The 12,456-nt window shown below is 67.9% G+C and carries 11 protein-coding genes and 1 pseudogene; 7 read left to right on the top strand and 5 right to left on the bottom strand.

Annotation, left to right across the window (positions count from 1 at the left end):
• Positions 1-49 precede the first annotated feature (49 nt).
• Positions 50-577 carry a hypothetical protein gene (locus AC1DNG_RS12795; protein ID WP_084476203.1) on the bottom strand — a complete coding sequence of 176 codons (528 nt, stop codon included), beginning with the start codon at positions 575-577 and terminating at the stop codon, positions 50-52.
• Positions 578-882: 305 nt separating this feature from the next.
• Between AC1DNG_RS12795 and AC1DNG_RS12790 the strand changes: the two genes are divergently transcribed.
• Complete coding sequence (locus AC1DNG_RS12790; RefSeq protein WP_476887490.1) at positions 883-1,779, top strand: MSMEG_6728 family protein; 897 nt, start codon at positions 883-885, stop codon at positions 1,777-1,779.
• Between the two features lie 128 nt (positions 1,780-1,907).
• Here the strand turns inward: AC1DNG_RS12790 and AC1DNG_RS12785 are convergent, their stop codons facing one another.
• The gene (locus tag AC1DNG_RS12785; protein WP_476887489.1) at positions 1,908-2,378 is read right to left on the bottom strand and encodes a hypothetical protein; all 471 of its coding nucleotides are present in this window, start codon (positions 2,376-2,378) and stop codon (positions 1,908-1,910) included.
• A gap of 203 nt (positions 2,379-2,581) precedes the next feature.
• On the opposite strand from AC1DNG_RS12785, the gene AC1DNG_RS12780 reads away from it, so the two are divergent.
• Positions 2,582-3,601, top strand: coding sequence for a response regulator transcription factor (locus tag AC1DNG_RS12780; RefSeq protein ID WP_476887488.1), 1,020 nt, complete (start codon positions 2,582-2,584; stop codon positions 3,599-3,601).
• Here AC1DNG_RS12780 and AC1DNG_RS12775 read toward each other — a convergent pair.
• Both AC1DNG_RS12775 and AC1DNG_RS12770 read right to left on the bottom strand, forming a co-directional pair.
• Entirely contained in the window at positions 3,598-4,257 is a 660-nt protein-coding gene (locus AC1DNG_RS12775) for a signal peptidase I (RefSeq protein WP_476859726.1), read from the bottom strand. The two genes, AC1DNG_RS12780 and AC1DNG_RS12775, sit on opposite strands and share 4 nt — an antisense overlap.
• A gap of 91 nt (positions 4,258-4,348) precedes the next feature.
• Entirely contained in the window at positions 4,349-4,975 is a 627-nt protein-coding gene (locus AC1DNG_RS12770; RefSeq protein WP_476859725.1) for a TasA family protein, read from the bottom strand.
• Between the two features lie 189 nt (positions 4,976-5,164).
• Between AC1DNG_RS12770 and AC1DNG_RS12765 the strand changes: the two genes are divergently transcribed.
• From AC1DNG_RS12765 to AC1DNG_RS12745, 5 genes and pseudogenes are all read left to right on the top strand, one after another.
• A complete protein-coding gene (locus AC1DNG_RS12765) occupies positions 5,165-6,109 on the top strand; it encodes an SDR family oxidoreductase (protein ID WP_476887487.1) in 945 nt (314 codons plus the stop codon).
• Between the two features lie 38 nt (positions 6,110-6,147).
• Positions 6,148-6,537: a DUF1622 domain-containing protein gene (locus AC1DNG_RS12760; protein WP_476857486.1), complete on the top strand. Its 390-nt coding sequence runs from the start codon at positions 6,148-6,150 to the stop codon at positions 6,535-6,537.
• Positions 6,538-6,577: 40 nt separating this feature from the next.
• Positions 6,578-7,366 carry an isocitrate lyase/PEP mutase family protein gene (locus tag AC1DNG_RS12755; RefSeq protein WP_476857487.1) on the top strand — a complete coding sequence of 263 codons (789 nt, stop codon included), beginning with the start codon at positions 6,578-6,580 and terminating at the stop codon, positions 7,364-7,366.
• A 171-nt stretch (positions 7,367-7,537) separates the two neighbouring features.
• Positions 7,538-8,226 (top strand): annotated as a pseudogene (locus tag AC1DNG_RS12750) (YqjF family protein).
• 108 nt (positions 8,227-8,334) lie between these two features.
• Positions 8,335-10,170 carry a DUF222 domain-containing protein gene (locus AC1DNG_RS12745; protein ID WP_476887486.1) on the top strand — a complete coding sequence of 612 codons (1,836 nt, stop codon included), beginning with the start codon at positions 8,335-8,337 and terminating at the stop codon, positions 10,168-10,170.
• 234 nt (positions 10,171-10,404) lie between these two features.
• On the opposite strand, the gene AC1DNG_RS12740 is transcribed toward AC1DNG_RS12745, so the two are convergent.
• Positions 10,405-12,378, bottom strand: a complete 1,974-nt coding sequence (locus AC1DNG_RS12740) for a serine/threonine-protein kinase (protein ID WP_476887485.1) — start codon at positions 12,376-12,378, stop codon at positions 10,405-10,407.
• Positions 12,379-12,456 lie beyond the last annotated feature (78 nt).

Genomic DNA, 12,456 nt, shown 5'->3' with positions numbered 1-12,456 from the left:
TCCGGCGTCGTGGTGCTTCAGTGGGCCGTGCTGGCTCAGCCGTGCGGGCTCAGGCGGCCTGTGGGATTTCGCGGATAATCCGCACTTTCCAGGCGGCGTCGTCGCTCGTGTCCAGCAGGGCCACCGTGCCCATGGCCAGATGCAGCGCTACCCGTTTCGCGGCGAGGAGCTCAAGGTAAAGGCTTTCGTTCATCCGGGCCGGGGCGTCAATGACGTACTTCACGGCGTCGCGGACTTTGCGGTAGTTGGCGCTCCGCTCCCGGTGAAGGTGCAATTCCAGCATCCGGCGCTGCTTGATCCTGGGCTCGTGGCGGTTCAGCCAGGACACCGCGGCGTGGACGGCTACCACCAGGGTCAGTGAGATGACGTAGATCTCCCAGCCACTCGAGAGCAGGAACAGGGGCAGGTTGGCGATCGCCACCGCGGCGATGAAGAGGCGGAGGGCCACCAGGCGCCGCATGGTGAGGGCCACTCCAGCCATAGCCGCGCGGAATCCGCGCTGCTCGTCGCGGGCGGCAACCGGATCCAGCGTGAATTCCTCCAGCACCACGATCCCGTGGGCGTCGGGGCTGAGCATTTGTCCGTACCTGGGCACGAACGGCGCCGGTGCCACCCTTACTGTTGGTGGCTCTGCTGTAAAAGGCAAGGCAGTAATGGGCTCCGCTGACTTAGGCTCTGCTAGAGATGGTTCTGCTGAATAGGGCTCTGCTTGATAAGGCTCTGCTTGATAAGGCATGGGCGTGTCTTCCGTGGCGGCGGGAGTGGTTCATGTTATTTTAGCCGCTCTCCAGCACGCCTGTCTGCCCTGTTCCGTCATGTGAGCACCCTCACCGCCGCGCGCCAGCAATTGGCGCATTTGGTCCGTGGCCTCAAACTGGAGAGATGCAGACTTTCCTCCCCTTCCCTGATTTCCAGCAGAGCGCCGCGGTTTTGGACCGTGTGCGGCTCGGCAAGCAGCGCGTCGAAGCGCTGCAGATCCTGCGTGCGCTGGTGATCCCGGAGTACGGCTGGCAGTCGCACCCGGCGATCAGGATGTGGATGGGGTACGTTCCTGCGCTGACCATGTACGGCCTGGCCATAGTGGATGAATGGACGGCCCGCGGCGGCGAGGACACCATGCGCGAGAAAATCATGGAGTTCGCCCCGCAGGCGGCCCACCCCGACTACGCCGCCAAGATCCCGATGCCGCCATGGCTTGGCAATGCGGATTTCCACCTCAGCCACCGGTCCAGGTTGATCGCCAAGGATCCGCGGTTCTACACAGAGGTATTCCCCGGCACGGACCCGGACCTGGAGTACATCTGGCCCGAACCGAAGCACGAGCTGGTGCCCGAGGATCCAGCCGGGGACCGCATGTGGGTCCTGCGCCTGCCCCTCGGCGATACCGAGCCCGCACAGCTGAAGACTGTCAGCCTGCCGCCTGTTGGCCGCAGCAAGGTCCCCGCGGACGACGACTACCAGTTCGTTTACGCCGACTCAGGCTCGCGCCGTCCCAGCAAGGTGCGCAAGCTGCCCCCGAAGCAGCTCGTCAAGAAGCCCACCCGCAAGCGCCAGCAGCAGGAGGAGGCGTTCACCACCCTGCCCGGCAACTCCGTGGTTGCCATCCCGGTCAACGACGGCGCCGCCTTCGCCGTCGGCAAGGTCCTGGGCCGCCCGATCACGGTTGATGGCCAATTCGCACGCAACTTCGAGGTCGACGAGATCGTGGACCGCTCCGCCTTCGATTACCCTGCCCTGATGCAGGATCCGCGGGCGTTCTTCCCGATCCCGGCGAGGTAGCAAAGGGCCGCACTGAACGACGCCGGGCGGCCCCGGGCGGGTCCCGGCGTCGTTCGCTGCGATCGCCGCGATGGCGGCTATGGCGGCGGCGGAGTCCCGCACGGGCACCCGGTCCGTCGGCACGCTGTTCAGCAGGTGACAGATTGTTGCAGAACCGGCCCGGTCCATGGGCCTACCCGGGCGGAGAAAGTGAACGTGTAGGTTCCCTTGCCGTTGCCCTTGCTGAGAACCTTAACCTCATGCGTGGTGTCCTCGGGGGCAATCTCGCTCACTGCTTGGGGCCCGGTCGGAGACGTCAACGTCGCCGTATACCCCGTGGCCCGGCCCACAGCGGCGAAGCCCGTGAAACTGATGGCTGCACCCTTTTTCCCCTGGTCGGTGGTGCATACCAGCGTGCCGCCGATGGATGCCGGCGCAGGGACCGTATAGGTGCCCACGTTCAGGGCGGCAGTGGTTCGCGCCGTGAACGCCCCGTAGGCCATCCCGGGAGCCCCCAGCACCAAGGCCACTGCCAGAGGGACGGCCAGCAGCCCAGCCCGATGAGCCAACCCCGCGGACTGGACCTGCAGGGATGCCGCAGAGTGCTTGGCGAGGTTCACTGATGGCACTTTCTCTCCGGGCCGTTAATCGTTGCCTCAACTCTGACAGCCGAGCCTCAACACCGTGCCGGGTTGAACTTCAACTTTTGCTCAAGAAAACCTGTTAGCCTGAATCCCACTGTTACGCCTGTGGCTTGTGTCACACTCCGTGACGCATGGGGTGGTTGCTACTCACGGGTCAATTGGTCTTAGAAGCTGGGGTTATGTTGGATTCACCGGGTCAGCTCCGCGCTGTGGTTGTAGAGGGCGACGACGACGTGCGACTCCTCATCTGCCGAACACTTCAGTTGCAGGGCTTCGCCGTCTTTGAGGCCGGTTCCGGAGCCGAAGGCCTCCTGAAGATCCAGGAACACCGCCCGGACCTTGTCACGCTGGAGCTGGAGCTTCCGGATTTGGACGGCGTGGAGGTCTGCCGCCGGCTGCGCAAATTCTCCGATGCCTACGTCGTCATGATCACGGCCCGGTCGGACGAGATCGACGAGGTGATGGGACTGGAGATTGGTGCGGATGATTTCATTCGGAAGCCGTTCAGCCCGCGCTCGGTTCAGGCCCGGGTGACGGCAGTGATGCGGCGGCACCGGCCCACCGCGCAACGCCCCACGCCGCGGCGCCGTGCAACGGATTTCATGCCGGCCGCTCTCACAGCGCCCGCTCCCGGGGACTCAGCGCACCGCGACTCAGCATCCGGTACACCCCGGGCGCCCGGTGCCCCTGGGGCGCCTCCCCGCCGTCGTGCGAGCGACGTCGGCGCCGTCCCCCCGGTCTCCTTGCCGGCCAGCGCCGCCGCGCCCGCGGCGTCCGGGGAGCAGTCGCCCGAGTCCGCCGCAGCCATAGGTTCCGGCATCCGGCACACAGATGCCCACGGCGTCCTCCGGCACGGGCCGCTGGTTGTCGAGGCCGAGGGCCGGGTGGCGTCCCTCCATGGTGTCGAACTGGAATTGACGCGCACCGAATTTGACCTCCTGGAGGCCCTGGCCGGGGCACCGCGTCGTGTGTGGACCCGGAAGGCCCTGTTGACCCAGGTCTGGGGCAACGAATGGCCCAGGGAGGAGCACCTCGTGGAGGTGCACGTCGGCAACCTGCGCAAGAAACTTGGCGACAGTGGCCGCGAACCGCGGTTCATCCGCACGGTGCGCGGCGTTGGCTACCGCATGGCGCCGGTGGAAGCAGCGGCCAATCCCGCCGGCTTGCGCAGAATCCAGGACCACGCCTCCGCCGGTTAGCGCGGCTTCCGCCAGATCGCCGTCAGCACGACGACGACGAACAGGGCAGAGGCGCCGTAGAGGAGTATCGACTGGGCAAGCGGCTCACGCAGGGCCCTGATGCCGTGGCCCAGATACGGCACGACTCCGGCCTGCGTGTAGACGTAGTCCTCGGACAACACCGCAGTCCAAGGGTCTGGACCGGCGTTCGCGTCGCCCTTGGTGGTCACTGACGTCGCGCCGGCTTCGCGTTTGATGCTGGCCACCCGGTGGGTCTCAATCCGGTGATCGTCAATGGGGATGCTGTAGGTGATGACATCGCCAACCTTTAACTCGGAGACCGGCGTCTTCACGCTGACAACGACGTCGCCCGGGTTGATCCCCGGCGACATGCTCCCGGTGAGCATGGAAGACGTCTGGTAGCTCAGGAAGCGCGGCCCGACGGCGAGAAAGAGGAAAACCAATGCGGCGACGACGAGGAGGATCGTAAAGAATGCTCGTCCGGCCACGGCACCAGCCTTGGACGCCGGCCGTCGGGTGCGGGCGGGGGCCGGTTCGGCCCGACGTCGTCCGCGGCTCTGAGGTACAGGGTCCTGGACGGCACTATCCGGAACGGTGCCGTCCGCCACCAGGTGGTCGACGGAATCCCTGGGACCTGCGTTGATTGCTGTACTCACGGGACCGTTCCTCCTGCCGGTGTGGATAGTGCGGGCAAAGCCGGGTGCTCAGTCGGGCCGAGACCTGGCCGGACTGAGCACCCGAGAATCGCTACTTGCTGGCGCCGCCGGCGCGCTGTGCGGCGTCGAAGACGAAGTTGATGGTGCTGGTCAGTCCCTGGAACGTGTTATCAGCACCATTGGGAACGGAGAGCGTGACGCGGAGGTTGTCGGCCTGCTTGGCAGTCAGGGAGGCGAGGCCAAGCATCGGCATATTCGCCCCGACCACGGCCCGGGACGACATGACAACCGTGGTGTTGGCGGGGGCGCAAGTGTAGGTGAACGAGGGCGAAGTGCCAGTTTCAGCCCACGGCACTTTGCAGGCATCAACCTTGATCTGCAAGCCGTTGGTGGTGTCGGAGTCCAGCTTAGAGGACGGTGTGGCTGTGGTGGTGAGAGTAATTGCGGCCAGGTCCTGGTCACCGCTGTTGGTCAATGTCACTGCACGCTGGATGGTGTCGCCCGGAATTGCACCTGAGGCCGGAATGGTGAGTCGGTTGTTGGCTGCGCCGGCGGTTCCGACCTCAAACTTTACCGTGCCTGAACTGACAGCGGCGGAGGCCGAGGTGCTGGTCGTGAAGCCACCGTAGGTGCCCATCCCGGCCACGCCGGCAGCTGCGGCGAGGAGGGCGGCGGAAGCCAGGACCTTGCTGGACGTGGAGTTGAGGTTGAGACCCATTGGAGATTCCGTTTCGTGGAGCCGGCCGTGGCTGGCCGGGCGACGTATGTAGCATCCGCCAGCCCCCTGGCTGACCCTTACAACGATGCCCGGCCTCCTTCAAGGCAAGGCTTCAGCGGGCGACAAGATCAGTTCAAGTTTTCCTCAAGCCTGTCCGTGGCGCTTCCCGAAGGCTGGCAGACTGGCTTCATGACTGTTCTGCTGGCCGGTTGCGGCGATCTTGGCACCGAGGCCGGGCTGCGTTTCGCGGCGGCTGGCCACCGCGTGGTGGGGTGGCGTCGCTCGCCGGAGAAACTCCCGGCCGCCATCGAGGGAGTCGCCGCCGACCTGGGCTCCGCTGAGCTGCCGCCCATCCCGGCGGACACCACCGCCGTCGTCGTCGCGATTGCCGCGGATTCCCCGACCGAGGAGGCGTACCGTGCCGCCTACGTGGACGGGCTGTCGAACGTCCTGGACGCGGTCCTCGCCTCCGGGGCAAACGTCCGCAGGGTCCTGTTTGTGTCCTCGACGGCCGTCTACGGAGATGCCGGCGGCGGCTGGATTGATGAACGCACTACGCCGGAACCCGGCGGGTTCTCGGGCCGCATCATCCGCGAAGCAGAGGAACTCCTCCACAGCCGCCTGCGCGGCACCGGCATCACCCCCGTAGTGCTGCGGCTCGGCGGAATCTACGGCCCCGGCCGGACGCGATTGATCGACCAGGTGCGCGGCGGAACCGCGGTCATTCCTGCTGCTTCGCGTTTCACCAACCGGATCCACCGCGACGACGCCGCCGCCGCGATCGTCCATCTGTGCACCATGGGCACGGTTCCGGCGGCGGTCTATCTGGGCGTGGACAATGAACCGGCCGAACTCGGCGACGTGCTGGAATTCCTGGCCGCGGAACTGGGACTCCCTCGGCCTGCGTCGGAGTCCACTGGTACCGCGGGTGCGGCGGACGGCGAGGCGGCGGCGGGCGGCACCACCGGCACATCGGCGTCGGGCGGCAAAGCGGCGGGCGGCGAACCCTCCCGGGGCGGAAATAAGCGGGCCAGCAACGGGCTGCTCCGCAGCACAGGTTTCGAGTTTCAATACCCCAGTTTCCGAGAAGGCTACCGAGCCGTTCTCGCCGGTATCGGCTTCCGGCACCCCTAAAGTTTGAATCTCAACGCCCACCTTCTCCGAGGGGAACAATGGATTTTCAGCACATTATCGAGGCGGCCGGCGGCCTCATGGACTTTGCCGGGGTGGCCGTCATGGTGCTCGGCGCCCTCGTGTCCATTCCTATGGCGCTGCGCGGATTTCAGCCCAGGCGCCTGCCGGCGGGTTCCGCACCGCTGTCCTTCTACCGCTCGTACCGGCAACTGCTGGGACGCTCCATCCTCCTCGGCCTGGAGTTGCTGGTCGCGGCCGACATCATCCGGTCCGTCGCCATCACACCAACCTTCGAGAGCGTCGGCGTGCTTGCCATTATCGTGCTCATCCGGACCTTCCTGAGCTTCTCGCTCGAGCTGGAAATCACCGGACGCTGGCCCTGGCAGACTCAGCGCGAGGGATCACCTGACTCTTCCGCGGCAGGCTGAAACCCTTCCGGCTGGCACGGTGCCCCGCTAGGCTCGCGGCATGACAGACCACGCGCGTTCCCGTGCCTCCAAAGCCACCGAGCTGCTCCGTCTCCACCACGCACCGGAAATTCTCCAACTCGTCAACGTCTGGGACGCGATCACCGCGAAGGTGGTTGCCGGCGTTCCGGGGACCAAGGCATTGGCCACGGCCAGCCACTCCATCGCTGCGTCGCGCGGGTACGAAGACGGCGAGAACATTCCGGTGGACGAAATGATCGCCGCCGTCGGGGTGATTGCCGCCGCCACGTCGCTGCCCGTCAGTGCTGATCTCGAAGCGGGCTACGGCAATCCCGGCGAAACTGTTCGCAAGGCGATTGGCGTCGGCGCTGTCGGAGCCAACATCGAGGACCAGATGCGCCCGCTCGCAGACGCCGTTGAACAGATGAGCGCTGTAATCCGCGCCGCCGAGGCCGAGGGCATCGACTTCGTCCTCAACGCCCGCACCGACGCCTTCTTGAAGGGCAAGGACCGGGACCCTTCTGCGGTGCTTGCGGACGCCATTGAGCGCGGCCGGGCCTTCCTCGACGTCGGTGCGACCGCGGTGTTCGTGCCGGGCCTGCTGGACGAGCCGACTGTCACCGCGTTGGTGGAAGGCATTGGGTGGAACAAGGTCTCGGTCATCAATGTGCCCGGATCCCTGGCACCGGCCAAATTGCAGGAACTTGGCGTGGCGCGCATTTCCTACGGCCCGTGGACCCAGCGCGTGGCGCTGACAGCGTTGGCCGATGCGACGGCGGCAGTATTGGCCGGCGGAGCCCTTCCGGAGGGATCCCGGGCACTGAACTGACCCCGCTTCCGCGAACCTTGCCGATGCCAAGTGACTCCGCCGGCCGACCGATTCTCATGGTGCCGACCGGCTCGTGTCCTGCCGACCGAAGACCCCGCCGACTGAAGGGAGCTGATCCGATTGGGCGTCGATCCGTGGCCGGCTGCACCCAAGCTTCCGGCGCCAATCATCATGGACCAGCGTTGGCTGGATGCCGTCTTCCTGCACTGGCGCATTCCTGAGGCAGTGGCGGCGCGGTTCATGCCACCGGGCGTCGCGCCGGATGTGTGCGACGGGTCCGCCTGGGTGGGGCTCATCGGCTTCCGCATGCAGGGTGCCGGAGTTGGTCGAGGTCCCGGCATCCCCTATTTCGGAAGCTTCAACGAGACAACGTGCGCCTCTACTCCCGCGAGCCGGACGGCACCCATGGTGTCGTTTTCCGGAGCCTGGATGCTTCACGCTTGGCGGTGGTGCTGGCCGCGCGGGCGGCCGGGATACCTTATGTGTGGTCGCGGGCGAGCTACGTGGGTGCCGATGGATTTACCGGATCGGCGTCGACTGGGTATTCCGTGCGACGCTTTCGAGGCGGCACCCTGAGCGATTTCTCGGTCGTCCCAGAGCCCGACGTCGCAGCCACCGACGCGCTGTCGATCCACCTCACGGCGCGGTTCGGTCTGCATTCACGGTTCAGGGGCAGGACGATCTATGTGCCCAACACGCACAGTGCATGGCCGCTGTACCGCGCGCAGCTGTTCGGCCTTGAGGACCAACTCGTGCGCGCCGCGGGAATCGAAGTGGCCGGGCCACCCGAATCCGTACTTTTCTCGCCCGGAGTTCACACGCAGTTTGGCTGGCCACGGGTCCTGCACAGCACGACATGAAACCTGCCTGATCGCCCGTCGATCCGTGGGCAGGTGGCGCCGCGGTCTCAGAGTGATCACGCACGGTGCCCTCCTAAAACTGTCGGAGCCCTCAAATAGACTCGAGCCATGGAAGCCGTCAGGGATTTCATCAGGGATTTCACCGCCTGCGGGGACGAGGCGGAGGGCACGGACCTGGGCGCAACCCCGGTCGGGCAATCCGGTATGGACGCCGCCCTGGCCGCGCTGCGGGCGGTGGGTTCGACGGCGGTGGAGGATGCGGGGTCGTGGGGATTCCGGGCCGCGTCGGACTTCGCCGGCAGTGTGGAGGAAGTCTCCCGCGCGGTGGAGTATCTGCAGCTCGTCGCGGCGGCCGCCGTGGACCGGACCAGGAAGCAGTCCGCAGCCGCGGCCACGGGGGTCGCGGCGGGGGCCGTCACCGGGTGGACCACCGGCTGGCGTGAGAGCCCCGCCGGGTGGCAGACCGGCACACCCGGAACCGCGAAGCCTGCCGGCGCCTCCTTGGCCTCGGCTCCCGCGGGCGCATCCTTGTCCTTGGCTCCCTCCGGCAGGTCTGTTGGGGCGGTTCCCGCCGGCACCTCCTTGTCCTCGGCTCCCGCCGGAAGCCCCGGAACGGGTGAGCCGGCGGTGCCGGAATCGGTGCTGGATGACGGGTACCGGAACACGGTGGAGTTCCTGCGGGCGCGGCTGCGGATCAGCGCCGCGGAGGCCAGGCGCCGGCTCTGCCTCGCCGACACGCTGCTGCCCCGGCAGGGACTCGCCGGCCGGCCCATCCCGCCCGTGCACCCGGAGCTCGGAGCCGCCGTCGCGGCCGGCGAGGTCGCCTCCCGCGCCGCGACCGTCATCACGCTCGCCCTGGACCGGGTCCGGCACAGCTGCCTCCCGGAGGCCGTCGCGGCGATGGAGCACGCCCTGACCCGCACCGCGGCCGAGAACGACGCCGACTTCCTGGCCCGGATCGCCCGCCGGTGGACGGAGGCGCTGGACCAGGACGGCGCCGAGCCCTCCGAGGAACTGCTCCGCCAGCTCCAGGGCGCTTTCCTCCGCAAACCCCGGCACGGCCTGCAGCACCTGGAAATCTTCGCCACCACGGACCAGTTCGAACACCTGATCACCGTGATGAACACCGCCACCAACCCCCGCACCGGCCCCGACACCGGCCAGGGCACCGCCACCGGCAACACGGCACAGGCCGGACCGGGCGAGGCGGGCGAGGGCGGGGCGGGTGACGGGTCCGCGGCGGCGGATGCGCCCGGCCCCGCTGCGGAGCCCGCCACGGCCGAAGAGGACCCCTCGCTGCCGGTTCTGGACCTCCGCTCCCGGCCCCAACGGCTGCTCGACGGCCTGGTCGGCGCGTGCAAAGCGGCCCTCGCCACCGGAGGGCTGCCCGCCGCGGGCGGGCTCCGGCCCCAGGTCATGGCCACCATCGACTACCGCGACCTGCTCACCCGGCTCGGGACGACTCCCGCCGAATCAGGCGCCCCTGCTAACACCGCACAGCACGGCACCGGAACCAGGCACGGCACCGGGACGCTGCTGTTCACCGGCCCCGTCACCGCCGGCACCATCCGCAAAATCGCCTGCGACGCCGACATTATCCCCGTCGTCCTCGGCGGCGAGGGCCAGGTCCTGGACATCGGCCGCGCCTCCCGCATCTTCCCGCCCCACATCCGCAAGGCCATCACGGCCCGGGACCGGGGCTGCGCCTTCCCGCAATGCACCATTCCCGCTCCCTGGTGCGAGGCCCACCACATCACCTACTGGTCCCGCGGCGGAACCACCGGAACCGGCAACGGAACCCTGCTCTGCTCCCATCACCACCATCTGATCCACAAGGAACACTGGAGCATCCAGACGCGCACCGGCATCCCCTGGTTCATCCCGCCACCCCACCTCGACCCCGCCCAGACACCCCGACGGAACACCTACTTCCGCCTGGAGTGACCCCGTGGCCGCCGCGTGACAGAATCTCGGACGGAGGCGAGCCGTGCAGTTCGGACGGCAGCGGGCTGGCCGCCCCGTGAACAGCGGCCCGGACGGACGGCGGGCTGGCCGCCCCGTGAACAGAAGCCAGGACGGCCGGGTGGGCTGAGCGGCTCGCACGTCCAGGCCAAGGTCATGGCCGCGCGGGGGGCAACCCCGAGTCCTCAGTCCTGGGAGCCCCGGGAGCCCTCCGTCTTACGAGTTTTCCCGGGACGTGATACCAAAGCTCGGAGACTGCAGCTCGGTGAAGTTCCCGACGCTGGCACGCACGGTGCACTGGGGCGTGATCTGCAGGGCCGTCACGGTAAGCCCCGCGCTGTCCACCGCGAGCGCCCCGCCGCAGCCGTCGGAGAACCGTACTCCTTTCTCGCCGCCGCTCACGGCGGCGAGCATCTGCGAGGGCTTGCCCGACGCGGGACTGACGTAGAGCGGGTTCAGCTCGTCGGCGCCGCCGGCCCAGACTGGCACGAGGGTGATCTTTAGCGGGCTGGGCGTCACGACGCGCGCCGGAGTACGCACCTCCACGCCCTTCAGGCGCTGGACGGTATAGGCGGTGCCCTTGACGGCAGGGTCCTGCGTCGCGGCCGTCGTCGCCTCGGACCCAGCCCGCAGCCATGCGTCGAGGGCCTGCTGGTCCGCGGGCGACACTGACACCTTGGCGGTGACCTGGGCTGCCCCTCCGGCCGGGACCTCCAACCCCGAGACCTTCCAGCCGCACTCGACGTCAAGGCCGGTGATCGAGGCCTGATTCCTGCTCACCGAAGCCCCGTCCCATGTGACCGCCGGGCATGCTTCCCCATCGGCCATGCCCGGGATCACCTCAAGGAAATCACCGGACAACGGCGCCTTCTGCGCCGCGTACGCGACAGTCAAGCGGACCTGACCGGAGGACGGCTCATAGGAGGCCTCCCGCGAGATTGTCAGGCCGGTTGGCAGCGCCGCGTCCTGAAGTTGCTTGGACACCTGGCCTTCCGCGGTGGGCCGCATTTGCTGACCTGCAGGGGCGAGGACAACGAACCCCACGACCATCGCGACGACGAGCAGGGTGGCGGCGCCCGCGAGCAGTAACGCTTTGCGAGTGCGCCAGAACGGTGTGGCGACCTGTTCCTCGAGCCGGGCCTCCGCCCGGGGCCGCACTTCGCGACGCGGGATTGGCCGGGCGATGGTGGCGCTGTCGGCCTCCCCGAGCTCGGGAGCCTTCCCGGCGTGGTCATCTGGCGAGCCTGACGCGAAGGCCGCGAGGTCCTCGTCCGTGAAGGCGCCCCGGACGACGGTGGCCGAGCGTTCGACGGCGTCGAAGTCCTCCGGGGCCTCGGTACGCGTGATCGGGCTGCTGCCGGCAAGGCGGGGTGCGAGACGGCGGAGCGTCGCCGCGGCCTCACTCGCCGTCGGGCGTTGGGCGGGGTCTTTGGACAGCAGCGAGTCGAGTACGTTCCATACCGCGTCGTCCACGGGGATCCGTGGCGGGCGCGAGGAAACATGTCGGTACGCGACGCTGAAGTCCGTCCCCGGCCCGGCGAAAGGAGTGCGCCCGGCGAGGAGCTCGTACAGCAGGACACCCGTTGAGTACACATCGCCCGGCGGGCCGGACCGGCCCTGGCTGATGAGCTCGGGAGGCATATAGTGCGGGGTGCCGATGAGACCGGTCGTCTGGCGGATCTTCTCGCCCACGACGTCGGAGATGCCGAAGTCGGAGACCCGCACGTCGCCCGCGGCGCACTCGGGCCAGGGGCGGGCGAGGAGCACGTTGTCCGGCTTAATGTCGCGATGGGTCACGCCTCGTGAGTGCGCGAAAGCCAGTGCGTCGAACACTTCGGCGGCGACGTTGAACGCGTCCACGGGACGCAGCGGGCCCGTCTCCTTGAGCGCGTCGCGCAGCGAGCCTCCCGCGACGTAGTCCATGACGATGGCCAACCGCGCGCCCTCCACCACCATGTCGCGCACCGTGACGATGTGCGAGTCCTGCAGGCCAAGCAGGACGGATCGCTCACGGACGAACCGCTCTACGAGCGAGGGATCGTCGGCGTGCTCCGGGCGCAGGACTTTGGCGGCAAGCGTCCGGCCGTCGGCAGAGGTGACGGTCCAGACCTCGCCGACGGCGCCGGAGCCCACCCGTTCGCCGAAGCGGTAGGACGCTCCCAGAGCCTGACCCGTCTGTGCGAATTTCATACCGTACTCCCCAACGCTATCGATCTGATTCTTCAAGGCCCCCGGCCGTCCACTCGTTCGTCGTAGGCGCTCGTAGCC

The sequence above is a fragment of the Arthrobacter sp. 01T425 genome, from assembly GCF_056398725.1.
The sequence above is the reverse complement of the archived record's forward strand: the minus strand, read 5'-3'. Positions and strand labels throughout refer to the sequence as shown.

Coding starts and splice junctions, on each gene's coding strand:
- AC1DNG_RS12795 (WP_084476203.1), bottom strand. CDS start 577: ATGCTCAGCCCCGACGCCCACGGGATCGTGGTGCTGGAGGAATTCACG.
- AC1DNG_RS12790 (WP_476887490.1), top strand. CDS start 883: ATGCAGACTTTCCTCCCCTTCCCTGATTTCCAGCAGAGCGCCGCGGTT.
- AC1DNG_RS12745 (WP_476887486.1), top strand. CDS start 8,335: ATGGAAGCCGTCAGGGATTTCATCAGGGATTTCACCGCCTGCGGGGAC.
- AC1DNG_RS12765 (WP_476887487.1), top strand. CDS start 5,165: ATGACTGTTCTGCTGGCCGGTTGCGGCGATCTTGGCACCGAGGCCGGG.
- AC1DNG_RS12780 (WP_476887488.1), top strand. CDS start 2,582: ATGTTGGATTCACCGGGTCAGCTCCGCGCTGTGGTTGTAGAGGGCGAC.
- AC1DNG_RS12740 (WP_476887485.1), bottom strand. CDS start 12,378: ATGAAATTCGCACAGACGGGTCAGGCTCTGGGAGCGTCCTACCGCTTC.
- AC1DNG_RS12755 (WP_476857487.1), top strand. CDS start 6,578: ATGACAGACCACGCGCGTTCCCGTGCCTCCAAAGCCACCGAGCTGCTC.
- AC1DNG_RS12760 (WP_476857486.1), top strand. CDS start 6,148: ATGGATTTTCAGCACATTATCGAGGCGGCCGGCGGCCTCATGGACTTT.
- AC1DNG_RS12770 (WP_476859725.1), bottom strand. CDS start 4,975: ATGGGTCTCAACCTCAACTCCACGTCCAGCAAGGTCCTGGCTTCCGCC.